The 25194-nt window shown below is 36.4% G+C and carries 18 protein-coding genes, 1 pseudogene and 1 other annotated feature; of the genes and pseudogenes, 7 read left to right on the top strand and 12 right to left on the bottom strand.

The features are described 5' to 3' along the window. Window positions 1-118 precede the first annotated feature (118 nt). Window positions 119-307, top strand: coding sequence for a YqaE/Pmp3 family membrane protein (locus AAZR93_RS03710; RefSeq protein ID WP_294106197.1), 189 nt, complete (start codon window positions 119-121; stop codon window positions 305-307). A 94-nt stretch (window positions 308-401) separates the two neighbouring features. Here AAZR93_RS03710 and AAZR93_RS03705 read toward each other — a convergent pair whose 3' ends face one another. Next, on the bottom strand, window positions 402-959 hold the full coding sequence (locus AAZR93_RS03705) for a septation protein A (protein ID WP_294106073.1): 558 nt from the start codon (window positions 957-959) through the stop codon (window positions 402-404). Window positions 960-1185: 226 nt separating this feature from the next. On the opposite strand from AAZR93_RS03705, the gene AAZR93_RS03700 reads away from it, so the two are divergent. Beyond that, on the top strand, window positions 1186-3006 hold the full coding sequence (locus AAZR93_RS03700) for a SulP family inorganic anion transporter (RefSeq protein WP_434719020.1): 1821 nt from the start codon (window positions 1186-1188) through the stop codon (window positions 3004-3006). A 93-nt stretch (window positions 3007-3099) separates the two neighbouring features. Here AAZR93_RS03700 and AAZR93_RS03695 read toward each other — a convergent pair whose 3' ends face one another. Continuing rightward, a complete protein-coding gene (locus tag AAZR93_RS03695) occupies window positions 3100-3852 on the bottom strand; it encodes a YciC family protein (RefSeq protein ID WP_434719019.1) in 753 nt (250 codons plus the stop codon). Between the two features lie 415 nt (window positions 3853-4267). Between AAZR93_RS03695 and ompW the strand changes: the two genes are divergently transcribed. Next, the gene (gene ompW / locus AAZR93_RS03690; RefSeq protein WP_294106082.1) at window positions 4268-4918 is read left to right on the top strand and encodes an outer membrane protein OmpW; all 651 of its coding nucleotides are present in this window, start codon (window positions 4268-4270) and stop codon (window positions 4916-4918) included. Window positions 4919-5320: 402 nt separating this feature from the next. Here ompW and AAZR93_RS03685 read toward each other — a convergent pair whose 3' ends face one another. The 7 genes and pseudogenes from AAZR93_RS03685 to AAZR93_RS03655 all read right to left on the bottom strand — a co-directional run bounded on the left by AAZR93_RS03685 (window position 5321) and on the right by AAZR93_RS03655 (window position 16542). Beyond that, complete coding sequence (locus AAZR93_RS03685; protein ID WP_434719018.1) at window positions 5321-6997, bottom strand: ShlB/FhaC/HecB family hemolysin secretion/activation protein; 1677 nt, start codon at window positions 6995-6997, stop codon at window positions 5321-5323. Window positions 6998-7170: 173 nt separating this feature from the next. After that, a complete protein-coding gene (locus AAZR93_RS03680; RefSeq protein WP_434719017.1) occupies window positions 7171-9321 on the bottom strand; it encodes a filamentous hemagglutinin N-terminal domain-containing protein in 2151 nt (716 codons plus the stop codon). Between the two features lie 575 nt (window positions 9322-9896). After that, the gene (gene trpA, locus AAZR93_RS03675; RefSeq protein ID WP_434719016.1) at window positions 9897-10703 is read right to left on the bottom strand and encodes a tryptophan synthase subunit alpha; all 807 of its coding nucleotides are present in this window, start codon (window positions 10701-10703) and stop codon (window positions 9897-9899) included. Next, window positions 10703-11893: a tryptophan synthase subunit beta gene (gene trpB, locus AAZR93_RS03670; protein WP_434719015.1), complete on the bottom strand. Its 1191-nt coding sequence runs from the start codon at window positions 11891-11893 to the stop codon at window positions 10703-10705. The genes trpA and trpB overlap by 1 nt, the downstream gene beginning before the upstream one ends. Before the next feature lie 63 nt (window positions 11894-11956). Next, the gene (gene trpCF, locus AAZR93_RS03665) at window positions 11957-13333 is read right to left on the bottom strand and encodes a bifunctional indole-3-glycerol-phosphate synthase TrpC/phosphoribosylanthranilate isomerase TrpF (protein WP_434719014.1); all 1377 of its coding nucleotides are present in this window, start codon (window positions 13331-13333) and stop codon (window positions 11957-11959) included. 1 nt (window position 13334) lies between these two features. Beyond that, a pseudogene (trpD, locus tag AAZR93_RS03660) lies at window positions 13335-14968 on the bottom strand (bifunctional anthranilate synthase glutamate amidotransferase component TrpG/anthranilate phosphoribosyltransferase TrpD). After that, the gene (locus AAZR93_RS03655; RefSeq protein WP_434719013.1) at window positions 14968-16542 is read right to left on the bottom strand and encodes an anthranilate synthase component 1; all 1575 of its coding nucleotides are present in this window, start codon (window positions 16540-16542) and stop codon (window positions 14968-14970) included. The pseudogene trpD and the gene AAZR93_RS03655 overlap by 1 nt, the downstream one beginning before the upstream one ends. Before the next feature lie 27 nt (window positions 16543-16569). Further along, window positions 16570-16671: a sequence feature (Trp leader region), on the bottom strand. A 191-nt stretch (window positions 16672-16862) separates the two neighbouring features. Between AAZR93_RS03655 and rnm the strand changes: the two genes are divergently transcribed. The 3 genes from rnm (at window position 16863) to rluB (ending at window position 19735) form a co-directional block, all read left to right on the top strand. Further along, window positions 16863-17735 carry an RNase RNM gene (gene rnm / locus AAZR93_RS03650; RefSeq protein WP_434719012.1) on the top strand — a complete coding sequence of 291 codons (873 nt, stop codon included), beginning with the start codon at window positions 16863-16865 and terminating at the stop codon, window positions 17733-17735. Between the two features lie 279 nt (window positions 17736-18014). Then, complete coding sequence (locus tag AAZR93_RS03645) at window positions 18015-18635, top strand: L-threonylcarbamoyladenylate synthase (RefSeq protein WP_294106101.1); 621 nt, start codon at window positions 18015-18017, stop codon at window positions 18633-18635. Window positions 18636-18811: 176 nt separating this feature from the next. Next, window positions 18812-19735 carry a 23S rRNA pseudouridine(2605) synthase RluB gene (gene rluB, locus AAZR93_RS03640; protein WP_294106102.1) on the top strand — a complete coding sequence of 308 codons (924 nt, stop codon included), beginning with the start codon at window positions 18812-18814 and terminating at the stop codon, window positions 19733-19735. Window positions 19736-19860: 125 nt separating this feature from the next. On the opposite strand, the gene AAZR93_RS03635 is transcribed toward rluB, so the two are convergent. Next, window positions 19861-22008 (bottom strand): filamentous hemagglutinin N-terminal domain-containing protein, encoded by a 2148-nt coding sequence (locus AAZR93_RS03635; protein ID WP_434719011.1) that lies wholly within the window; start codon window positions 22006-22008, stop codon window positions 19861-19863. A 722-nt stretch (window positions 22009-22730) separates the two neighbouring features. Here AAZR93_RS03635 and AAZR93_RS03630 point away from each other — a divergent pair. Further along, a complete protein-coding gene (locus AAZR93_RS03630) occupies window positions 22731-23633 on the top strand; it encodes a hypothetical protein (protein WP_434719010.1) in 903 nt (300 codons plus the stop codon). 60 nt (window positions 23634-23693) lie between these two features. Here AAZR93_RS03630 and cobO read toward each other — a convergent pair whose 3' ends face one another. Both cobO and AAZR93_RS03620 read right to left on the bottom strand, forming a co-directional pair. Further along, window positions 23694-24284: a cob(I)yrinic acid a,c-diamide adenosyltransferase gene (gene cobO / locus AAZR93_RS03625; protein ID WP_434719009.1), complete on the bottom strand. Its 591-nt coding sequence runs from the start codon at window positions 24282-24284 to the stop codon at window positions 23694-23696. A 4-nt stretch (window positions 24285-24288) separates the two neighbouring features. After that, complete coding sequence (locus AAZR93_RS03620; RefSeq protein ID WP_294106110.1) at window positions 24289-25053, bottom strand: YciK family oxidoreductase; 765 nt, start codon at window positions 25051-25053, stop codon at window positions 24289-24291. Window positions 25054-25194 lie beyond the last annotated feature (141 nt).

Genomic DNA, 25194 nt, shown 5'->3' with positions numbered 1-25194 from the left:
AAACTAAATTAATGCAAAGAAAAAACAAGAAACGTCTTTTACATTTAGTTAACAGGTTAGATTGTCTATACTAAAAAGATGACATGTTATCGATGAAAGATAATTAGGGAGATTCATGATGAGATTAATATTGGCACTATTACTACCTTGGTTTCAGTTCTTTACCATTGGGCGGCCTTTTGCGGGAATTATCTGCTTAATTTTACAGATTACGCTCATTGGCTGGATACCCGCAGCGATATGGTCGGTATATGCATTATCTCAATACAATACCGATAAAAAGATAAATAAAGCGTTTGGTCGATAATGACTGAATAATGATGTTGTCATCTAAATAAAAAAACCTGCTTTTATTAAATAGCAGGTTTTTATGTTTCGAAGCTAAATATAATTTATAAAGCCTATTCTTTATGTTCTTCTACAGGTTCTTTGGTCATATTTTTAAAAATATAAACCACACTGAGAACTGTAAAAATAAGTGTACCAGCCGTTAAACCAAAGACTTTAAAGTTAACCCAAATATCTTGTGCCATCCAAAAGGCAACATAGATATTAACAATTGCACAGACTATAAAAAAGATAGCCCACGCACTGTTGAGTTTTGCCCAATAACTATCAGCCAATTTAATTTCTTGATTACTACCGAGCATTCTTTGAATTAATGGTTTTTCAGTGAACCACTGGCTTACTAGTAGCGCGATAGCAAAAAGACCGTAAATGATAGTTACTTTCCATTTAATGAAGACATCACTATGGAAAATAAGTGTTAATGCGGCAAAGGCCATAACAATAGCGCAGGTAATTTTCGCCACTTTTTCTACTTTTTTATAGATCAGATAAGTCGCAAGTAATGCCAGAGGAGTCGCAACCATCAAGGCGCCACTCGCATAAAAAATATCATATCGCTTATAGACGATAAAAAAGATGACTAAAGGAATAAAATCAATAAGTTGTTTCATAACAGTGAATACATAGCCTCAACGTCAAGATAATGGAGTAGTTTAACTGATTTTTGCTTGGATTGTTAAAAGTTTGCATCTTTTTACCAATAAACACGCATTGTTACCAATTATATTTGCACAATCTTACTGTTATTTGACTTACTTCTAGATTAACTTGTGCGGTTGATATATAAATAGTGTGTATATTATTTTAACTACCTAATTTATAGGGATTTTTCAGAACATGATTAAAGCTAGGCTATTTGCCTGGATGCCAGGATTAGAAACGCTGTTCAAATATCAACTTGCAGACTTAGGGCCTGATGTGAAGGCGGGGCTGTCGGTTGCTGCTGTGGCATTGCCTGTTGCCATCGCCTATGCAGAACTGATGGGTGTTAATGCAATCGTGGGTTTATATGCCTGTATATTGCCGATGTTTGTTTATGCCTTATTTGGTACTTCAAAACAGCTTATTATTGGGCCTGATGCGGCAACGTGCGCCGTAATAGCGGCAGCCGTTAGCCCATTAGCAATGGGTGATGCCAATACGCGGTGGCAATTGATCATTGTGATGAGCTTGATGACGGGGGTCTGGTGTTTAATTGCGGCAAGATTTCGATTAGGGACTTTTGCTGATTTTTTGTCTCGCCCGATTCTACAAGGATTACTCAATGGGGTGGCATTGACGATTGTTGTCAGTCAATTGGGCAAAATTTTTGGTATTACGACCCTACCTTCCGGTTTTATTGAGCGCTTAATTGCATTTCCTTTATCGTTATCTCAAACACATATTCCAACGTTAATTATTGCAGTGGCAACATTAACTATCACGATTGTGATTCGAAAAATTCGTAGTAAATGGCCTTCATTATTAATTGCTATGGTCTTAGCTACCGCTGCGAGTCTGTTATTTAATCTTGAACAATATGGGGTGAGTATTGTTGGAAATCTTGGTAATGGATTGCCATCAATCCCTATGCCTGATTTCCCTCCCGGATTAATTCGCGATCTTGTCATTCCGTCCTTAAACCTTGCGGTGATAAGCTTTGTGAGTTTTATGATGACGGCGCGTAGCTTTGCAAGTAAAAATGGTTATACCGTTGATGCTGATCAGGAATTACGTGCTTTGGGATTGGCGAATATTGCCTCGGCATTGTCGCAAGGCTTTGCTGTGAGCGCGGCAAGTAGCCGAACAGCTGTTAATGATATGATGGGCGGGAAAACACAATTAGTTTCAATAGTTGCAGCATTAACAATATTGGCTGTTTTACTTTTTTCTATGGACTTACTCGGTTATATACCGATGCCCGCATTGGGTGTGGTGCTTGTTATTTCGACATTATCATTAATTAATTTCCGAAGTATATTTTCAATGCGTAAACGTAATCGCGAGGCTTTTTTCCTCTGCATATTTACGCTGTGTGCCGTATTAGTCGTTGGGCTTATTAGTGGCGTTGGGCTTGCGGTATTATTAGGTTTGTTGCAATTTATTCGTATTATTTTTCGTCCGACTGATCAGCTTTTAGGTGTTGATGATCAAGGCATGTTGCACTCTATAACGCCGGGTAATGACATCCAACCAGTAGATGGCGTTTTGATTTATCGTTTTAATTCTCCGCTGACTTATTTTAATGTTAATTATTTCAAAGAACGCTTAAATAAACATTTAGATAATCAGCCTAAAAGGCCCGCTTGGATCATCGTTGATGCTGCGGTGAGCTTTACGCATAATGATGTTAGCGTTTTTTCTGCCCTAAATGACATTGTGACTTCATTGAAAGCAAAAGGGGTTACTCTGGTTTTAGCAGGGCGGCGTACCTCCGTTAATCGATGGTTAGAACAAAATAAAATTATACGTTCTGATGATGATTTATTAGTTGTGCCAGATATTTATTTTGCAATCCGCTTAATTCAGAGTAAGCAGCAAATACAAATAAAATGTGTAGAAGATAGAAAGGCAGTAGAAGAGCGAGTAATTGATGAGGTAGAACAAACTGCGGGTACGCTAAAATGTTGTAATGGTGTTATGCCACTCTCTGAACAAATTAAACATGAAGACAGATAATTCTTAAAAAATAGCAAAACAAAAATTGTTATTTAGTGAGTCAAAAAAAGGGCGCATTTATTATGCGCCCTGAATATTTGAATTGATGCTAAGTCAGTTTTTGTTAATCAGCATGTATAAACGGTAGAAATAAATTAGTGCAAAAGCGGCAATAATATTATTTATTAGGAACGAAATACCGTTAGCAACAATATGATTTAATTGGACACTGCTGAGTAAAACACTCACTAGCATTTGTGACGCCATCCAGATTAATACCATTGGTAATGCAATTCGCCAATTGGCATAAGCCATCTTCCAACTTTTACCCATAGCACTAAATGGATTAGTTTTTTCACTGATAAGAATCGCTGGGGCTAACGAAAAACCAATGGCAAGCACAATACCAGGAAGCACCATAATAGTGATACCTAGTTGAATAAGCAGCGAGCAAACCACTAATAACAGAAACATGGATGGCGCTTTAGATAATGACGATACAATGGCTTGCGTACCTGTCATTTCCTCACCTTGAGACATTCCTGCTATATAAGATAGTACACCACAAATCAATACTAGACTGCCGAGTGTTACTGATAATATCAACCCAAAAGATACACGTAAAATGCTGCTTTTATCCGCTTCAGAAAGACTAAGTACCCAGTCTTGCAAGCCTGAATTGCCCGCTTCGACTAGCTTACTTTGCGCTTCAATAAGTACCCCTATCATTTGCTCATTTGGGATCATGACAGCGTAAAAAATCAGGCTAACCGCAGTTGCTAACAGTACGATTGTGGATAGGCCACTCAACTGATTTTTAAAAAAATTGATACTGTCACTGATGAGTGAATTGGCCGAAATGGACATCTAACTGCTCCTATCTACAAATGAGATCATAATTTTAGCTAATTGTAACTGAGTATCCTGCTCATAGGTAGAGAAAGATAAGAAAAGTCTGGGAGTTAGCAATAATTGTTATTTGAAATTAACACGCTAAATAGGTGTTAATAATGTTTTTTATAATCAAATACACTTAACATGTATTTTAAATGTAAGTTATAAGCGTGATGGAAATATAATGAAATGAAAAATCATTTTATATTTCGATGCTTATTTGTCAAAAATTGATTTAAATCAAAATTTAAAAAAATATAAATGAAATAATATAATCATATTTATTATGTTGTCTGTAAATTAGTAAAAGATGTGATCTTGATTTGAACATGAATTTATATAATAAGGTATATTTGCCTAAAATAAAAATACAGGAATGGGATTGATAATGAAAAAACTCACTGCGCTTATCTTAGCTGCTGCAACTCTAGCTCCGGCAATTTCAATTGCTCACGAAGCTGGCGATTTCTTATTTCGTGCGGGTACTGCAACCGTAAGACCTAATGCAGGATCAGATGCTGTTGATATAAAAGGAGTAGGTAATTTAGGTTCTTTTGATGCTAATAATAATACTCAATTAGGTTTAACCTTTGGTTATATGATCACCGATAATATTGGTGTGGAATTATTAGCAGCTACACCTTTTGAACATAAAGTTGGTACTGGTCCAACAGGAAATATTGCAACAGTTAAACATTTACCACCAACGTTAATGGCTCAATATTATTTTGGTAGTAAAGAAGACAAACTGCGCCCTTATTTAGGTGCCGGTGTTAACTATACCTTCTTTTTTGATGAAAAATTTAACTCAACAGGTAAAACAGCAGGTTTAAGTGACTTAGACTTATCTAGCTCTTGGGGCTTTGCCGCACAAGCAGGTATGGATTATATGTTAACTGACAACTGGATGTTAAACGCCTCTGTTTGGTGGATGAATATTGAAACTGACGTTAAATTTAAAGCAGGTGATGACCAATATAAAGTTGATACACGTCTAGACCCGTTTGTATTTATGTTCGGTGTTGGTTACCGCTTCTAAGTATTTAGCAGGATGCAAAACAGGATATTTCCTGAAATCTGATGGATTAGAGTGTAGTAGGAAATCCGAGAGTATTTATATTCTCGGATTTTTTGTTTTTACTTGTATCGTTTCTATTTATTTATCACCATTTCAGGGTATTGAGATAATTTTAAAAGAAAAATAACAATTAATTTATAGTTACCAAATAGAGAACAATAATCAGAATTAAAGCTATACAACAAATAAGCCTGTGCAATAATTAATTAAAGTAATCACATTATGTGATAAATGTAATGGTAAATTATTGAAAATTATTATTGATGATTTAATTTCTGTTAAATGAAAATAGGAAGGGGCTAATCTAATGCGAGGCGCAATTAAATTAACCCTTTAGATTTTTGAATATGTGATTTTAGATGACTACCAGAACCATTGAATATTTAAACCGGCATTGACACTACTTGTCTCATATTCATCAGGTTTATACAGCGGTGTTCCCAAAAAGAGGTCATAGCTAAAGATATTAATGTTGCCTCTCATACCGATGGACGTACCGATTAATTGATCATCAGAATAAAGGCCTATAGGATAGATATCGCCAATAATGCGTCCATAATCTATAGCATAGTACGGGTAGATGGAGATCCCAGGGAAATAAAAATTGAATTCATTACGAAAATAAAAGCCTTTGTCTCCAATAAGGGAAAACTCCTCGTCAAATCCTCTTACAGTCCAACGATTTCCCAGAGAGAATTGGTCTTGAATAGTTAAACGGTCACGGGAGTATTGTAGGAATAGCTGTGGATTATAGCTCATGACGAAATTATCAAATACGATAGGGATCATGCCACTGGCATCAAATGTAATAACTCGCCCTAGTGTACTGACATCACCATATTTCATATCCCAACTCTCTTCAGCACCAAACCAAGGAACATTACGTTGGTAATTTAGTGAGGCATCGATAGTTGCATTATCAATATTTTGTCGATGATTCACGCCTAATTTAATGTTGGTAAGGTTTCTTTCCTGCGACAGTAAAGTGACATCTTCAAGCTTATATTTGGATTTTCGTTTCATTAATTGCATTGATACCGTATCTTTATATGTTTGACCACGTACTAAGATATGGCTAGCAGTCGCATTCAAATATTTACTATCACCATAGTATTTGTAGCTCATGACGGTATCATTAATAGTTTGCTTATAGTCACTTTGACTAGCATAAACAGAAAAAAGCCAATAGTTATAGGGGACAGCATAGTAAATTGATTGGTTATTTGAACTATGACGAGCTTTGTTGTTTAAGTTTTTACCTGCCGATACATAGAGCGTGTCATTTAAGCTCGTGAGATTATTCCCATACAGCGTGACGCCCACTTGGTCTTTACCTGTTTGTTTACTCCCTGAGTTACTGTAATAGCCACCGACATTGAAATGTGGTGATTTATCCCGTTTAATCGTGATGTCAGAGCTTGAAAGTTCGCGACTAGGCGATAATTCTATGTCAATTTTTGCATTTGGTATTCTTTCTAAGTTTTCTAAGCCTTGCTCAATATCGCGCAAATTTAAAATATCCCCTTTTTTAGTCGGCATGACAGTGGATAAATTGATATATTTATCACTATCGTCGGTTAGTTTTATGTTTGCGACTTTTCCCGGAATAATTTGAAGTATTAAATTACCATCACCAATATTTTGTTCGGGGATGGTGACGCGCGTTGTGATATAACCCGTTTTAATTATTTTATCTTGCAAACCTTTCGCTAGTGTTTGGACACCGTTGATACCAATACAGTGTCCGATGACTTGATTTGCATACATCTGAAGAGGCCGCATAGACGGTAACTTGGGTTCTATTATTAACGTAACCTGTTTTATTTCAAAACAGTTTTTTTCTTCTGAGAATATTAAAATGTTATTCGACTTTTCCACTTTTTTATTGAGTGTATCTTTAGTTTCTAACTGAGTTTGTTGCTGACGAGATTTATCTTGACTAATTTGATTGTTAATTTGTTGATCGATAACAGGTAGTTGGTTACCTGATGAAAAAAAAGGAAATAATGAAATAGATAAAAATAAATAACGAAACTTCATAGACACCACTTATATTTTAAATAAAAAGGGAGTTGTTTAAATATCCAGATTAGGAATTAATAGTTTCAAATATGTTGATGATTGATTTTTTATTTTATGTTCAGGTGTTTGATTATCTTTAATATTAGTTTTTTGACTAAAAAAAAGGGCCAAAAGGCCCTTGGGTTATATTATTAATAATATAATTTACCATCAATTATAACTGTTGAACCTGAAACTATGCCAGTACTACCATTGTATATGGCAGGAGTAGTTATTTTAGTTGTGCCAGTTGAACTAATTCTACCACCAGCATTATCAATCTTTGTAAATGCATCTATAATAACGTTTTTACCTGCTTCAATTACGCCTAAATATGTATTGTTAATTTTATCAACGTTTAATTTAACATTATTCATCCCTGAAATTTTGCCATAACGATTATCCAAATCATTTCTTAACGTAATATCAATATCACCTTTAATAGCAGCTTTCTCTGAAATATTAGCAATTATATTGCCATAATAATTATTTAAACTATTTGATTTTATTACAACTGATCCATTATCTGATTTTAGCCCACCAGTTTTATCAATCAATCCAAAGCTTGGAGTCAGATTTTTAAAATTAATTGAACTTCGATTACTTACAGTATTAGCTGCAATATTTAAGTTATTTTCAGCGAGGATAAATGCACTATTATTAGAAAATGTATTGGTATTAAAGTCTAAATTATAACCTTTAATGTAGCCGTTATCATTCCAAAGGCCTGTAAGGTTATATACAGACTTACCTGCTGCAGATGTGATAGAACCTCGATTCTCTAACACATTAGCTTTAACATTTATAGCTTTACCACTACTAATAGAAGAGTATCTGTCATTTGTAATAGCGGTGCCAGCGACGATATCCATTTTTCCATTAGTGGATGTTATTGTGGAGGAAATATTTTTTATATCCATTGCATCAAGACTAATTCTACGCTTAGCAGATATTGCAGCTGAATTAGCATTAGTGATTAAGTTGCGAGAGTTTATTGTTATATCACGGCCTGTAATATTTGAGTTATTATTGTAGACATAACCTGCATTGATAACTAAATCATTACCTGAAACTATTCCTTTATTTTCAGAAGCAGGTGATCCAGGTTTTAAAGTGTGATAGTTTTGAATTCCTGTTATTGCTTTAATATTTATGTCACCTTTGTTTGTTTTAATACTGCCATTTGTATTGTTTAATAAACTTGTATTAAGATTAATATCATTCTTCGCATTAATAATACCAGCACCATTATCGATTGTAGTAGAATTCGCCATATTAATGCTACCACCTGTGGAGGTGATTTGGCCGTATCTATTATCAATAATTGAATTATACTGATCTACTACAACATCTATATTATCGGTTGCAGTAATATTAGATAGATTTTTTAATCCAATAGAATCAATTTTAATAGCACCATTAGACTTAATATTATTTTTATTTGTTAGCAATCCTACTGAACTTATTGTTAAACCATCAGTACCGGCGGCAATAGTGCCTGCATTATTAACGCCAGAACCGTGTTCAGTGGAAACTAAGGTGATTTTATCAGCATACATACCGCCGACAGATGTGACATCAATACCTACTTGATAATTATAACCTACACCTGTGACATTAGTGACATAATTACCATCTGCATCAACAAAGTTATTACCTGTAACTACATTGATTTCTTTAGCTTTAATATCACCACCGATAGAGACTGCTCGAGCGATTATATCGGTTGGTGAATCTGAAACTAAAGTGTTCTTAATAACAATTTGGCCTTTTTCAACGTTATAACCGATAACCGCACCACCAGCAACAAGTGGTTTTCCTGTGGTTAGAGTGACTCTGTCAGTATTAATAAAGCCACAATTGTTACAGGTAATTCCTGATGCGTTAGCAACGATGACTTGAGCTTTATCACCGGCAACTTCGATCATACCGCCTAAAGTACTCGCTTTATTAGAGTTAACTTCATTGAGTATAACGCTAGCAGGTCCTCCTGTAAGATTTTGGTTACCGTTAATCGTACCGCCTAGTTGGGTAACAGAACTTGTATTACTATTATTTAAAATTAAGCCTTTTTGATCAACATCGAATTGGCTATAAATATTATGTGATACACCACCAGTACTTGGGCCCTTAATATTAACGATAGTAGGTCCGGTTGATTGATTAATAACGTTAGCACCGTTAATATTAGTAATGGCCCCTTGAGCGACAGAAACAAGACCTAAAACAATGGATACTCCTATAAATACAGGTTTAATTCTCAATATTGGGCGATTGAGTGATTTATTGTTAATTTGTTTCATATATATCCCTAAATTAGACTGTAGATTAATTAAAAAATAGCATACTTAAATTCCATTACAGCCAGTTAATTATGCTTTAAATGTAATTTAAATAAAAATTAATTATTTTAAAGTCCTATGGTTAATATATATGTAACATAAATGCCTACAATAATTTGAATGTAAGATGTAAATATATCAAGATCAAATTTTCACTTATTAATCATTGCGTTGTAATTACTCTAATATGGATATTGTAGTTATTATTACGCATGAATTAATACTTAGCTTTAAATTATAATAAGATGCTATTAATAAGGGTTATTTATTGTTTGTTATTAGGTTTAGTTATTTTTACTGCTTGATGATGCTTTTTTATCTAAGTTTTAATTTAAATTGATTGTTTATTCATAGAGAGTAAAAGTAGTCTTGTCAATAATAGAATTTAAATATTAATTTACTTTAAATAAACACTAAATATATCCTTAAATAGTGTATTTTGTATTTGAATAATGAAGGGGTTTTTAATTAGAGAGAATAAAAAGGGTTTTAAATTAAAAAAACCGCCAACAAATCATCTTGACGGTTTTTTCTCATTATTTAAAAGTTGCTGACTTCATATTAGAAACGAATTGGGTTAATTCGGCCAGCATAACATCAGGTCTATTAAGATTATTCTCAATAATTTTAACTACAGCTGAACCTGAAATAGCACCAGCAGCACCATTTTTTATTGCTTGAGCAACTTGTGCCGGTTCAGATATACCAAATCCTTGCAGAGCGGGGGCGGCATTGTATTGTTTAAGTTTGTCGATTAAATGCGTTAATGGCATTTCAGCACGTTTCTCTGTTCCTGTAACACCCGCTCTTGATAATAAATAGGTATAACCGCGGCTGTGCTGTCCGATACTCTGCAATAATTCATCATCGCCATTTGGTGGACAGATAAAAATAGGGGCAATATTATGCTTCAAAGCAGCATCGCGAAACGGTTTAGACTCGCTCATAGGAACATCAGCAATTAAAACTGAATCGACACCCGCTTCTTGGCAGCGAATAAAAAAGTTTTCAATTCCATTGCTGAATACAAGATTTGCGTAGACTAATAAACCAATCGGAATTTCAGCATGTTTTTCTCGAATTCGTTTTAATAATTCAAAGCAAATTGTTGGTGTTATTTCACTTTTAAAAGCACGTAAATTGGCATTTTGAATCGTTGGGCCATCGGCAAGTGGGTCAGAAAAGGGAATACCGATTTCTAATGCATCTGCTCCGCCAGAAATTAAAGCATCAACTATCTTTAAAGAAAGCTCAGCGTCAGGATCGCCTAAAGTAACAAAGGGAACGAAAGCACCTTGATTTTTATTTTCTAAACGTTGAAAAAGTTGTGTGTAACGTTCCATTAGATTTCTCCCTTACTTTTTAAAATATCGTGCACAGTAAAAATATCTTTATCGCCACGGCCGGATAAATTTACGATTAGCAATTGCTCTTTATTTGGCTCTTTTTCAGCCATTTTTAAAGCATAAGCTAAAGCATGTGAAGATTCGAGAGCGGGTATAATACCTTCTTTGCGCGACAGTAATTTAAATGCATTTAAAGCTTCATCATCCGTGATAGAAACATACTCAGCACGTCCAATACTGTTTAAATGGGCATGCTGAGGGCCGACAGAGGGAAAATCGAGACCTGCTGAAATAGAATAAGATTCTTCGATTTGTCCTTCATCTGTTTGCATCATCGGCGATTTCATACCAAAGTAAATACCCACTCGACCGTGTTTTAATGGCGCGCCATGTTGGCCTGATTCAATGCCTAAACCCGCAGGTTCGACACCAATAAGATTAACTTGCTCTTCAGGGATAAAAGAAGCGAACATACCAATTGCATTAGAGCCGCCGCCAATACAAGCAATGACAGCATCAGGTAGACGTCCTTCTCGTTCTAAGATTTGTTGTTTGGCTTCATCTCCAATCATACGTTGAAATTCACGTACAATCGTTGGATAAGGGTGTGGGCCTGCGGCTGTTCCCAGCAGATAATGGGCATTTTCATAACTTCCAGACCAGTCTCTTAGTGCCTCATTACATGCATCTTTTAAGGTGGCTGAACCGCTATGTACAGGGATAACCTCTGCGCCCATCAGTCTCATTCTAAAGACGTTTGGTGACTGGCGTTCGACATCTTTTGCACCCATATAGATGCGGCATTTCATATTGAGTAGCGCACAAGCCAGTGCAGTTGCAACACCGTGTTGGCCTGCACCTGTTTCTGCAATGATCTCAGTTTTTCCCATTCGTTTAGCCAGTAAAGCTTGACCCAAAACTTGGTTCGTTTTATGCGCGCCACCGTGTAATAAATCTTCGCGTTTTAAGTAAAGCTTAGTTTTGGTACCTTCCGTAAGATTACGGCATAAGGTGAGAGCTGTAGGGCGTCCCGCATAATTTTTAAGTAAGTCATGAAATTCTTTTAGAAATGTGGCATCACTTTGGGCTTCAATAAAGGCATCTTCTAACTGATTCAACGCTGGGATCAGAATTTCTGGGACATATTGCCCGCCGAATTCACCAAAATAGGGGTCTAATTTGCTCATTTTTTGTTATCCATTTCGTCAATTAAATTTAATAATATATTGTTGATATTGAATCAACGATATTTAAATAAGGGCTTGTTCCGCTTTTAGTGATGTAAAAATTTGATTTATTTTTTCTTCACTTTTAATTCCAGGTTCAATTTCAACACCTGTATTGAAATCGAGCCCGTTACACACTAATTGCGCGGCTTGTCGGCAATTTTCTATATTTAAACCACCAGCTATCATGATCCGATGCTTTATGGTTGTCGGGATTGTCGTCCAATCAAATGTTTTTCCTGTACCACCATTGCCGTTATCAAGTAGTAATACATCAACTTGTGCTTGTTCATAGTCTGAAAAATGAGATTGTGACATATCAACGGCTTTCCAGATTTCACAATGCCCAGGAAGGAGATCGCGGAGTTGTTCAATATAATCTGCGGATTCACTACCATGAAGCTGTACCGCGGATAGTGCGAGTTGGCTTGCGATATGTGAAACAAAGTCTATGGATTGATTACGAAAAACACCTACAAATTTTAATGGAACTGAGTGAACAATCTGCTTTGCTTGTGACAATGTCACTTTTCGTGGGGATTTTTCAGCAAAAATTAGCCCACCAAAACTGGCGCCTGCAGTTAACGCCGCTTTTGCATCTTGCTCTCGGGTTAAGCCACAGACTTTATGCTCACCCACAAGTAATGTTTGTAGTGCTAACTCTAGGTTATCTTGTTCCATCAGCGCACTACCAATTAAAAATCCATTAGCAACATCACTTAATTCGCGAATATGCTGATATCGGTTGATACCTGATTCGCTTATCACAATAGTCTCTTTGGCTAAGCGGGGTGCTAATTGACGAGTACGATTTAAATCGATAGATAAATCGCGTAAATCTCGGTTATTAATACCAACGACTTTAGCGTTTAATTTTATCGCGCGCTCTAACTCTTCCTCATTACTAACCTCAGTTAGTACACCCATGTTTAATTGATGCGCAACATCTGCTAGTGCAATATATTCCTCATTATTAAGCACGGATAACATAAGTAAAATAGCATCTGCTTGATAGTAACGAGCAAGATAAATTTGATATGAATCAACGATGAAATCTTTGCATAACACAGGTTGCTTAACGGTATTACTCACTATCGTTAAATACTCCATATTACCTTGAAAATATTTTTCATCAGTTAATACAGAAATTGCAGAAGCGTAAGGCGCATATGTTTTAGCGATCAGTTCAGGATTAAAATCCTGTCTAATTAATCCTTTTGAAGGAGAGGCCTTCTTACACTCTAAAATGAATACAGGGCGTTTTGCGCTTAACGCTTGATAAAAATTACGGCGACTCGGTTCAACCTTAGTGATGAAACTGTCTAATGGTTGCGTAATTTTTCGCTCTGCGAGATAAACAAATTTATCATCAACAATTTTTTGTAATACGGTTGCTTTCATTTTAGTGATCCCTTGCAGCTAGTGCAGTGACAAGATCAAAAGACTTACCACTACGAATAATATTTAATGCGTGTTCGCTATTTTCTTTCAAGTTTTCATGACCATTAATGCGCATTAACATGGCCACATTTGCTGCTACCGCAGATTCATGAGCAGCTTCACCATGACCTTGTAGCAGATTGCTGAGTAAAATGCGATTTTCATCGGGCGTTCCACCTTCTAAATCACGGATTTGATAAGGCATTAAACCAAAGTCATCGGCAGTGAGTTGGTATTGTCGTAAAGCTCCATCTTTAAGCTCTGCAACTTGGGTCGTGGCATGTAAAGAAACCTCATCCATTCCACCACTGTGAACTACTGCTGCACGGGTGAAACCAAGCATTTGTAATGTTTTGGCTACAGGCTCTACAAGGGATGCCTGATAGACGCCAATTAACGCTAGCGGCGGCCGTGCAGGGTTAATTAATGGGCCGAGTACATTAAACAGTGTTCTTGTTTTTAATTGAGTGCGTACAGGTGCAGCATGGCGAAATCCACTGTGATACTGCGGCGCGAATAGAAAACACACGCCTAAATCATCAAGAGCATCACGCGCACTTTGTGCACTCAAATCTAATGCAATACCAAATGCAGATAATAAATCTGATGAACCTGAGCGACTAGAAACGCTACGGTTACCATGTTTCGCCACTTTGATCCCCGATGCGGCGGCAACAAACGCGCTCGCTGTTGAAATGTTGATGCTATTTGCGCCATCACCACCCGTACCTACAATATCACTAAATTGATAATCGGGACGAGGGAAAGGCTGCGCGTTTTCTAAACAAGCTAATGCAGCACCTGCGATTTCTTGTGGTTGCTCACCCCGCATTTTCATACTGATAAGCACGGCAGCTAGTTGTGATTCGGTCAGCTCACCTTGAATAATGGCATTAAATAAAAATTGGCTCTCTTGCTGTGTTATTGCTTTGCCATTAAATAATTTATCGTAAATATTTTGCATGATTGATTCTCTCTTTCCCATTAGTGCGAATGTTGTGTTGTTTGTTGATTGGGAGCAGAAAGAGCCCACGCCACTGTATTTTCTAACAACAATTTTCCCTGTGTGGTTAAGATAGACTCAGGATGAAACTGAAAACCGCAAACGCGGTCGTTATCATTGCGTACTGCCATGACCATGCCATTTGATTGCGCGCAGATAGTTAAAGATTCAGGAATTTGACTACCGACCAGTGAATGATAGCGAGCAACAGAAATTGGATTCTCTAAACCTGAAAACATCGCTAATTCATCATGGGTTGTCATTGATGACTTACCATGCAGTATTTCACCTGCCGCTGAAACGGTGCCGCCGTATGCTTCTATAATGGCTTGATGACCCAAGCAAATTCCAATAATAGGAATTTGACCTTTTATTTTGCTTAGGACTTCAGGCATTGAGCCAGCTTCACTTGGCTTTCCTGGGCCTGGAGATAAAACCAAAATAGGCGACTCCATACCGTTTAAGACAGATAAAATATGTTCAACCGGTACAGTGTTACGATAAATCACGACTTGATGACCACTACAACGGAGTTGATCGACTAAGTTGTAAGTAAAGGAATCAACGTTATCTAGTAATAAAATATTCGCCATTAGAATAACTCCTCAACTTGGTGTGCTTGGGCAATAGCGCGAATAACCGCGCGTGCTTTATTACGGGTTTCATCAGCTTCAGCTTGAGGAGAGGAATCGAGAACAACGCCACCGCCCGCTTGTACCGTCGCAATGCCATTTTCGACATAAGCCGAACGAATAACGATGCAAGTATCAAAATCACCTTTTCCGTTGAAATAACCAACAGCACCACCATAAGAGCCACGACGTTCTTGTTCATATTGTGCAATTAATTGCATCGCCTTCACTTTTGGTGCTCCTGTTAATGTGCCCATGTTCATACAAGCTTGATATGCATGGAAAACATCAAGGTCGCTGCGTAATTTACCTACTACATGAGACACTAAGTGCATAACGAAAGAGTAGCGATCCACTTTCGTTAAATTAGCGACATAACGGCTACCCGCTTCACATATACGAGCGAGATCATTACGAGCAAGGTCAACTAACATAATGTGTTCTGCGAGTTCTTTTTCATCTGTACGCATAGACAGTTCGATACGGCTATCGAGATCAAGGTCAATTTCTCCTTGTGCATTACGGCCACGAGGCCGCGTTCCTGCAATAGGGTAGATCTCTACCTTTCGGCTGTCAGCGTTATATTTCAACGCACTTTCTGGAGAGGCACCAAATAACGTGAAATCGCTATCTTGCATATAAAACATATAAGGGCTTGGGTTTTGTGCTTTAAGTTTTTGATAAGCGATGAGCGGATATAAGCATGGCATAGTGAATTTACGTGATGGGACGACTTGAAAAATATCGCCACGATAAATAGCTTCTTTTAATGAAGAAACCACGGTGCCATATTCGCTATCATCTTTATTAATGCTAACCGTAAAATTCACCAGAGACTCAGGTGGTAGTGCGGGTAAAAAAGGGCGGCAAGCAGCAATTATTTGATGATGACGTTGTGTCAGTGTTTCAATATGTAATTTGTTATCAGTAAAAATGCAGCTTTTAATACGAGCAGCTTGGTTCTGATGGTCGATCACTAAATAGTGTTCAGCGACAAAAAAACAGTAATCGGGACAGTTATTAATTGTTTTAACATGAGGCAATGACTCAAAATTTGCCACTAAGTCATAAGCAAATAATCCACCGATAAAAATATTTTCAGGTTTGCTTGAATGGGCTTGCGCCAGTGCAGGTAACGAACGTAATACATCTAAACAAGATGAAGCTTTTAAACGACTATCTTCATCTATATCATTGTTTGGCTTAGTAAAGATAACCACTAAATTATCAATAGTTATTGTGCTACTTTCTATATGGTCGGTTAATTGTGAGAGTATTAAAGGTAATAATGCACGGCCGTTATCTGTTAAGGCTTCAATTTCAACACGTTGGCCAAAGGCACGAATACGTAACGAGCTTTCAACAATCAATAAACTTTGTAGGTTTGCTTTATTATTAATTTCAGCAGATTCCAACAACATGGTTGAAGGCTTATTTTGACATAAGTGATTAAACAGCAATGTTGGATCTGGTTGGTAGTTAATTGGGCTATCCAGATAATTAAAATGTGCTAATGTGGTGTTTTGTTTGTTCATTTTGTTGCCTTTACGCTAATTTCAGACATTAAAAAACCCGCTATATAAGAGCGGGTTCGGCACTGAGGCATGATTAATCTATGCGTGTGCAGCTTCCGCCCAATTAGGGAAGTCACGCCACCAACGATTTGATAAATTACATAAATTCATATAATGCCTCACTGGATAAACAGGGTTTAATTTTAAATCTTTTCGCTATAAGCTATCTTGCGTACTAGTAAACTGGATCGCGCGCTTTGTGTCAAGGATTTTTATTAATGATTTCAGAAATGTGATTTCAGAAAAATAGTTAAAATATAAAAAATGGAGTAGCTATAATTATGTCGCAAGTCTCGACACCATTACTAACTCGCTATGATTTGCATAGTCACACGAATGCTTCAGATGGCAATCTGACCCCTGCTGAATTAGTCGAGCGTGCGATAGAAATGGGCATAAATATTCTATCGATTACCGACCACGATACTTGTGATGGGCTTATTCAAGCCAGAGATTATATTCTTGAAAATCAACGGCCAATCGAACTAATTAATGGTGTTGAAATCTCAACTCTATGGGAAAATATAGAAATTCATATTGTGGGGTTAAATTTCTCAGTCTCTGCTAATTCAATGAAAAATTTGTTGAATGAACAATCGGCACGTCGGCTAGAACGAGGGCAAGAAATAGGTAGGCGATTACAAAAAGCAGGTATCGATGATGCTTGGGAGAATGCGGTTAAATTATCAGGTGGAGGGCAAGTAACACGCGCACATTTTGCTCAACATTTGGTTCAAATTGGTAAAGAAAAAAATATTAATAAAGTATTTAAACGTTATTTATCGAAAGGTAAAACAGGCTATGCTCCAGCTCAATGGTGCAGTATTCAAGATTCGATAGAAGCGATTCATGCTGCGGGCGGTGTTGCTGTACTTGCCCATCCGTCTAAGTATCAACTATCAAATAAATGGTTAAAGCGAGTCATTGCTCATTTTAAAGAATGTCAGGGTGATGCGATGGAGGTTTCACATTGTCAGCAACCCCCACATGAAAAACAATTTTTGGCTGAGCTTGCGAAAACAGCAGATCTGAGAACGTCAGTGGGTTCAGATTTTCACCGCCCCTGTTCATGGATAGAGTTAGGTCGGAATTTATGGCTGCCAGATGATACTCAAGCTGTTTGGACGCTTTGGAATGAGGTCAAAACAGATTAAATCAAGTAAAACAGTTTGAAACTTTGATGTCTTATCGATGCGGTGTAGAATAATAATATTAACTTACCGTAAATTAAGCTTACTATAGGTTGCAATACGGTATTACACCCAAAACGATGATGTTATTTGATTAGATTGGGGTTTGGATTAGATAATCTATTAGATAAATGTATTGATAATTACCTTATTTTTCTCAATACATTAAAGTTTTGAAAGTAGATGGCATTACTATAATCATTTTACTAAGTGATGCATCGATATCAAATATTAGAGGTATGTATGAGTCAGTTTTTTTACATTCACCCGGATAATCCACAAGCTAGATTAATTAGCCAAAGTGTTGATATCTTAAATAAAGGTGGAGTTGTTGTTTATCCGACAGATTCCGGTTATGCCATCGGGTGTCGCTTAGAGGATAAAGACGCACTTGCACGAATTTGTCGCATTCGCAAAATCGATGTTAATCATAATTTCACTTTGATGTGTCGAGATCTATCTGAGATTTCTAATTATGCGCATGTTGATAATACGGTATTTCGCCTGATTAAAAATAATACGCCTGGCAACTATACTTTTATTTTGCGTGGAACGAAAGAAGTCCCACGTCGTTTGATGAATGAAAAACGTAAAACGATTGGGTTACGAGTGCCTTCAAATCCAATCGCACGGGATTTGTTAGAGGCGGTTGGCGAGCCATTAATGTCCACGAGTCTTATTATGCCTGGTGATGACTTTACCCAATCAGATCCAGAAGAAATCCGTGATTTACTTGATAAACAAGTGGATTTAGTTATTCATGGTGGCTATATCGGGCAAAAGCCAACAACAGTTATTGATTTTACCGATGATACTCCTGTTGTTCTGCGAGTCGGTACTGGTGACCCATCACCATTTGAATAAGAAATCGATTGTACTGAGATTTATTGTTGCAAAGAGTCGCAAAGATTAGTAATAGGGGTTCACTGCAAACCTGTGTATAATGCGCGGGTTTTTAAATTTATACTTTTTTGTGCTAGGCCTTAAGTTTAGTACAGCAAGTTATTTGACGCCTGTGAAGGCGACAGTAAGAGGGTTATATGAGCGATAAATCGCAAAAGACTGAAAAGTTACAAAAAATTCTAGCTCGCTCTGGGCATGGTTCCCGTCGAGAAGTTGAGACATTTTTACAAGCTGGTCGAGTCAGTGTTGATGGTAAAATTGCAACATTGGGCGATCGGGTTGAAGTTACAGCATCAACTAAAATTCGGTTAGATGGTCGCCTGTTAGCGATTAAAGAGCCTGAAAAAGAAATTTGCCGCGTTATGGCGTACTATAAGCCTGAAGGTGAATTATGCACACGCCATGATCCTGAAGGTCGTCCAACAGTATTTACTCGTTTGCCTAAGCTCACAGGAGCAAGATGGATAGCAGTAGGACGTCTCGATGTTAATACGAGTGGTCTGTTGTTGTTTACGACAGATGGTGAATTAGCAAACAGATTGATGCATCCAAGTCGTGAAGTTGAGCGTGAATACGCGGTTCGTGTTTTCGGTGAAATTAATGATGCGAAAATTCGTCAATTAACGATGGGTGTTCAATTAGAAGATGGTCCTGCCTCTTTTAAAACTGTTTCATACCGTGGTGGTGAAGGTATGAACCAGTGGTATAACGTGACTTTAACTGAAGGACGTAACCGTGAAGTTCGTCGCTTATGGGAATCTGTAGGTGTTCAAGTTAGTCGCTTGATCCGTGTACGTTACGGTGATATTGATTTACCTAAAGGGCTTCCTCGTGGTGGTTGGACTGAATTAGGTCTCGAGCAAACAAATTACCTAAGAGAATTAGTTGGGCTTTCCGTTGAAACAGAAAGCAAGGTTGCTGTTGAACGTGATCAGCGACGTCTGAAAGCGAATCAAATTCGTCGTGCGGTTAAGCGTGCGACTGAGGTAGCTTCAAGACCTGCATCTAAGCGTCAGGCATCAAAACCGAAACCAACTGCGAAACGCCGTACACGCATTTAGTTTGAGAGTGTTGTGTTGAACAAAAAGGTTATGGGATTGAGTCATTTACCCATAACCTTTTTTGTTATATTAATTTATGATAATGAAGAAAATGTAATTACTTTTCTTGTCTCATTGATTTTAAATTAATTTTTTTGAATTGCATTCACAATAACTTTATTGCCAGAAATCGTACCCGTAGTTCCATTTGTTACTGTTGGGCTAGTGATTTTTGTGGTGTTATTTGAGCTTAGTATCCCATAACTATTTTCAATTCTAATAGCAGAATCAACAGTAAGGTTTTTACCTGCTGCAATTTTTCCGGCGTAGTTATCAAGGTTACCGACATTAATTTTTTGATTATTAGCACCCGTGATTGCTCCATAATTATTTTGCAATCCAGCTTTTAAAATAATATCAATATCGTTTCGAGCTATATTCTGCTTGTTAATATTAGCAGCAATGGAACCATACCAGTTATAAAGTGTATCCCCTTTAATGGTAATTGCACCATCATTGGTTTGTAATCCACCATTTTGATTTGTTAATCCAAACTTGGTGTTAACATATTGGAATTCATCACTATAGGTGTTATTCAATGCACTTGTTTCAATGTTTAAGTTACTTTCAGCATTGATCAAACCACCTAGGTTATTGAGGTCATGAGACTTTATATCTAAATTTTTAGCTTTAATATAACCTGCATTATTGCTTAATACTGATGTGGTTATATTACTTAGGCCATTATCAGAAATGATAGAACCCGTATTAACTAATTTATAAGTATCTATATTGATTAATTTACCACTATGAATTTTAGAGACAGAATCATTAGTTAATGAAACCGAAGCATCAATATCCATTTTACCATTTTGTGCATTTAACTCAGAGCTCAATTGAGTTAAATTCATCGCACTTACGCTGACTTTGCGTTTAGCCGTTATTTTACTATTGGAGATATTATCAACGGTTGATTGAGCCTTGATATTAAGATCTCTACCAGCGGTGACATTCGAGTTTTCGTTAAGTAAGCTAATTGCATTGATAGAAACATCGCGTTCAGCAATAAAGCCTTTATTCGGATTGTTGGGAAGTTGAATACTATCTCTATTATATATGGCACCCGTAGAGTGAATGTTAATATCACCATTAGTTGATTTAAATAAACCATTATCATTCACGAGTGTATTTGAAATCGTGTTAATATCTTTAGCGGCTTTAATCACGCCATTCGCATTAGTAATATAGCCTAATGTGGTGATATTTACATTTCCTTTATTTGCCTCAATTCTACCATTATTGTTATTTAACGTATTGGGATTAGATATGGTGATATCGATATCATTATTTGCATTTATGACGCTATTGTTGGTTAGACCCATTGATTTAATGTTGATCGAACCTGAGGAGGTTATATTGGCAGAAGTATTGATTAGTCCTCCAGAAGTATCGATCAATAAACCGCCATTACCAACAGAAATATTACCAGCGTTAGTGACGCCAACACCATTTTCAGTTGTGATTAAAGAAATTTTGTCAGCATACATACCACCTATAGCAGATACATCAATGCCAACGATGGGTTGAGCTCCCGCTCCCGTTGTACGTCCAACAACTTGACCATTATTATTGACAATATTATTACCGGCAGTTGCGGTGATATTTTTTGCGCTAATAACTCCGTTGACAGCAATTGAACGAGCGATAATATCGGTAGGAGAGTTAGTATCAAAATGGTTATTAATAGTCACTTTTCCTTTCTCAACATTGTAACCCGTAATTGAACCATCATTGGCTAAAATAACATTACCGGTAGTGAGTGTTGCGCGATTGGTATTAATAAATCCACAGTTATTGCAGGTTATTCCAGAAGCATTGGCAACAATGACTTGTGCTTTACCACCAGCGACTTCAATCATGCCATTTAAGGTGGTTGCAGATACTGAATTAACTTCATTTAAAATAACTTTAGCTCTGCCATTTGTAAGATTAGCATTACCACCAACTCTACCGCCTATTTGTGTATTACTATTATTTGCACTGTTGTTTAAAATAACACCTTTTTGGTCAACATCAAATGCACTATAAATATTATGAGATACGCCATTTTGACTAGGTGCTTTGATATGAACAATAGTAGGGCCATTTCCTTGGGTTAAGATACCCGCACCATTTGTTGATGTGATTGCACCTTGAGCAACGGTCGATAATCCTAATATAATTGAAACACATAAAAATACAGGTTTAATTTTCAATATTGGTGTATTGGAACTATTATTTAAATAATTTTTCATATATATATCCTTTAAACTTAAAATAGACAGAATCTAAAATAATTAACAATCCATTATTGCAGTTAAATTATGATGCAATAAAACTTTAAATAAAAATTAATAATATTAAAGTTGATTATGAAATTGTACGATGGTTGAAAGTAAGTTCAATCACAAATATGCAGGATTAAATATATTTAAATAAATAAATTTCTTTTTGTTCAATAAGTAACAGTTACTCTAGTATTGATATGATGGGGATTAATACTAAGGTAATTACACTTATGTATAAATGATGTTTTTGTATTTATAGTTAAGTTATTCTAATAAGGATAATCTAACTCATGTTTAATTTAATGAATATTTTCTGGTGTCGTGATTTATTAAATATAATTAACGCTTTTATAGGATAATGTCTATTAAATGTAATACTTAAATTTATTTTTTTTGATTTTTTTAAAATATGACAATTAATTAACTCAATAGTATTTTTATTTTTTTTTGAATTAAATTCCCATATTTGATGAGAAACACATCAATTTATCGTTTAAAATCTCTCGGTATAAATTGGCTGAAATTCTAAGGTTATGTCAGTGATGTAATTACCTCATATTAGAAAAATTTCTCGTGATTACATTAATTTTAATTATGTTTTATCACAAAATTGTTCAATTTAGATTGAGATAATTTCATTTATACACTATTTTGATGTAGATCAAAATTAAAATAGGTTATGGCTTTTTATGACGGCTTTCCAATTAGTGCGTTGGCTAGGAATATTGAGTATTAGCATCTCTGGTTGCGATGTTTATCAACCAATACAGCCTGAAAGTGGTCGATTTTATTTTAGTAATGATATGGGGGAAGATGTCGTTTTTTTAATTGATGAAAAATCTGTCGTTATCCCCAAACATACGGTTGGAAGTCTATTTTTAGGTGTTGGTATGCATACTATGTCAACGAGAGATAATCAATTAATCAAATTTATGGTTTATCCAGATAATAAAGGTGGAATATTAAACCCGCAGCACCAACTATACTACAGCTACAATTTCGTACATGGTACGAATGGTATCCCTTCAATTTATCACTTAACTACTCAGGATGTGATCGTGGGTGATTATCATCTCAAGGGAAAAATTAATAGTAGCAATAATTATATTATTGATAATAATGCATTTAATTGTGATTTTGCTATTGGTGATGAGGTGCCTAATATTCTGACAACTTATACAGGGGTCAGCCAAGTGAAAACGAAATGTTTTTCTCGCCAAGAATTACTGGATTTGCTTCGTAGTGATGATGCTTTGATATCGCAGTTATTAGTAAAAAAGGTATTTTATAATGAAAAAGAGTCAGTCACATTAATCTTTGATTATTCGCTAACTGCACCTAATTTTACTGATGAAAATTTGCAAATGTATGCACTAGATATATTTGAACTTCTTAATGACTATAGAGGTTCAACAGATTCAGATAAGAAGCAATTTTATTATAACCAATACCATAAACTAGTTTCTCGAATGACGCGTATTTATGGGCAATTAGGTAGTGAAGAGTATTCGATGGTGGAAAAACAAAAATATCTTACGTTTATGAACCAGACAAGGGCGATATTTAATGCAGGAATTCTGATGCTTAATTAGTTTGAATGAGTTTATGGCGAGTTGAATAGCCAATAACAACGTTATTGGCTATTGAGTTTATTACCAATCAATCCCTTTTTGAGCTTTAATGCCAATATCAAAGGCATGTTTTATTGGGCGCATTTCAGTGACGGTATCTGCGAGAGCTAGTAAATCTCGATGGCAACCACGACCCGTTATGATAACGGATTGGTTATCAGGTCTATTTTGTAATGCAGTGATGACATCTTCTAAGGGAAGGTAGTGATAGCTAATCATATAAGTTAATTCATCAAGGATAACTAAATCGATCTGAGGGTTAGCTAACAACTGTTTAGCGTGATGCCATGTTTCAAGGCACGCGAGCGTATCTGTTTCTCGATTTTGAGTGTCCCACGTGAAACCGGTATTCATCACATAGAAAGGAACTCCATGAGGTTCAAGTAACTCACGTTCGCCATTGTCCCAGCTACCTTTGATAAATTGAACTACAGCCGCTTTTTTGCCATGACCAACACTTCGACAAACGGTACCAAAAGCCGCTGTTGTTTTCCCTTTACCATTTCCCGTGAATACGAGCAGAATACCGCGTTCAAGTTGCGCCGCTTCAATGCGTGCATCAACTTTATCTTTTAAGCGTTGTTGACGTGTTTCATGTCGGTTTTGTGACATAAAGTTACTCCGCTGGACCTGCTTTACGTCCAGGCTGTGCATCATAGCTAGTGCCTGTTTTACGTAAGCTATCGTCACCCATTAAGTAAATATAGATTGGCATAATTTCTTCGGGAGTTTTCAAATTCTGAGCGTTTTCTTCAGGGAAAGCACTTGCGCGCATACTGGTGCGTGTTCCACCTGGATTAATACAATTTACGCGTAATTGAGTATGTTTATATTCTTCTGCAAGAACTTGCATTAAACCTTCGGTCGCAAATTTAGAAACAGCATATGCTCCCCAACCTATACGGCCTTGTTTGCCAACACTAGAGCTAGTAAAGATTAATGAAGCCGTAGGTGCTTTTAATAATAAAGGTAATAGGGCTTGAGTCAGCATAAAAGTGGCATTTACATTAACTTGCATAACGTCGTGCCATAATTGAGTTGGTTGTTCTGTGATGGGTGCGACAACACCAAGAATACCTGCGTTATGTAACACGCCATCAAGGTGAGGAGATATCTTTGCAACGTTATTAGCTAAAGAATGACAGTCATCACTCGTTGCTGTTAGTAAATCTAAAATATGAATTTGGGCTGGTTTACCTGTCAAGTTTGTTATCTCTTGACTGACCGATTCCAGTTTTTGTCGAGTTCTTCCGACTAATATTAACGATGCACCAAAGCGGGCATAAGTTAAAGCCGCTTCACGACCAATGCCATCACCTGCGCCTGTTACTAAGATAGTTTTACCCTTTAAAAGGTCTTGTCTTGGCTGATATTGAAGCATATTCTTTCCTATCATATTTATTAACATATTGTCGGTATCATCGCACTAATCGTGTTTCTTGGCTAATCTTACATAGATGTTAGTCTATTTTTATGTGGCAATATGACTTTTTTCTGGTTGTTTGGTTACAATCATGAGACT

The sequence above is a fragment of the Providencia sp. Je.9.19 genome, from assembly GCF_051129765.1.
Taxonomy (GTDB): Bacteria; Pseudomonadota; Gammaproteobacteria; order Enterobacterales; family Enterobacteriaceae; genus Providencia.
This window is presented reverse-complemented; position numbering and strand designations above follow the sequence as displayed.

What these genes read in the sequence shown, in the direction of transcription:
- AAZR93_RS03710 (WP_294106197.1), top strand. Translation starts at nt 119, where the DNA reads ATGAGATTAATATTGGCACTATTACTACCTTGGTTTCAGTTCTTTACC.
- AAZR93_RS03705 (WP_294106073.1), bottom strand. Translation starts at nt 959, where the DNA reads ATGAAACAACTTATTGATTTTATTCCTTTAGTCATCTTTTTTATCGTC.
- AAZR93_RS03700 (WP_434719020.1), top strand. Translation starts at nt 1,186, where the DNA reads ATGATTAAAGCTAGGCTATTTGCCTGGATGCCAGGATTAGAAACGCTG.
- AAZR93_RS03695 (WP_434719019.1), bottom strand. Translation starts at nt 3,852, where the DNA reads ATGTCCATTTCGGCCAATTCACTCATCAGTGACAGTATCAATTTTTTT.
- ompW (WP_294106082.1), top strand. Translation starts at nt 4,268, where the DNA reads ATGAAAAAACTCACTGCGCTTATCTTAGCTGCTGCAACTCTAGCTCCG.
- AAZR93_RS03685 (WP_434719018.1), bottom strand. Translation starts at nt 6,997, where the DNA reads ATGAAGTTTCGTTATTTATTTTTATCTATTTCATTATTTCCTTTTTTT.
- AAZR93_RS03680 (WP_434719017.1), bottom strand. Translation starts at nt 9,321, where the DNA reads ATGAAACAAATTAACAATAAATCACTCAATCGCCCAATATTGAGAATT.
- trpA (WP_434719016.1), bottom strand. Translation starts at nt 10,703, where the DNA reads ATGGAACGTTACACACAACTTTTTCAACGTTTAGAAAATAAAAATCAA.
- trpB (WP_434719015.1), bottom strand. Translation starts at nt 11,893, where the DNA reads ATGAGCAAATTAGACCCCTATTTTGGTGAATTCGGCGGGCAATATGTC.
- trpCF (WP_434719014.1), bottom strand. Translation starts at nt 13,333, where the DNA reads ATGAAAGCAACCGTATTACAAAAAATTGTTGATGATAAATTTGTTTAT.
- AAZR93_RS03655 (WP_434719013.1), bottom strand. Translation starts at nt 16,542, where the DNA reads ATGAACAAACAAAACACCACATTAGCACATTTTAATTATCTGGATAGC.
- rnm (WP_434719012.1), top strand. Translation starts at nt 16,863, where the DNA reads ATGTCGCAAGTCTCGACACCATTACTAACTCGCTATGATTTGCATAGT.
- AAZR93_RS03645 (WP_294106101.1), top strand. Translation starts at nt 18,015, where the DNA reads ATGAGTCAGTTTTTTTACATTCACCCGGATAATCCACAAGCTAGATTA.
- rluB (WP_294106102.1), top strand. Translation starts at nt 18,812, where the DNA reads ATGAGCGATAAATCGCAAAAGACTGAAAAGTTACAAAAAATTCTAGCT.
- AAZR93_RS03635 (WP_434719011.1), bottom strand. Translation starts at nt 22,008, where the DNA reads ATGAAAAATTATTTAAATAATAGTTCCAATACACCAATATTGAAAATT.
- AAZR93_RS03630 (WP_434719010.1), top strand. Translation starts at nt 22,731, where the DNA reads ATGACGGCTTTCCAATTAGTGCGTTGGCTAGGAATATTGAGTATTAGC.
- cobO (WP_434719009.1), bottom strand. Translation starts at nt 24,284, where the DNA reads ATGTCACAAAACCGACATGAAACACGTCAACAACGCTTAAAAGATAAA.
- AAZR93_RS03620 (WP_294106110.1), bottom strand. Translation starts at nt 25,053, where the DNA reads ATGCTTCAATATCAGCCAAGACAAGACCTTTTAAAGGGTAAAACTATC.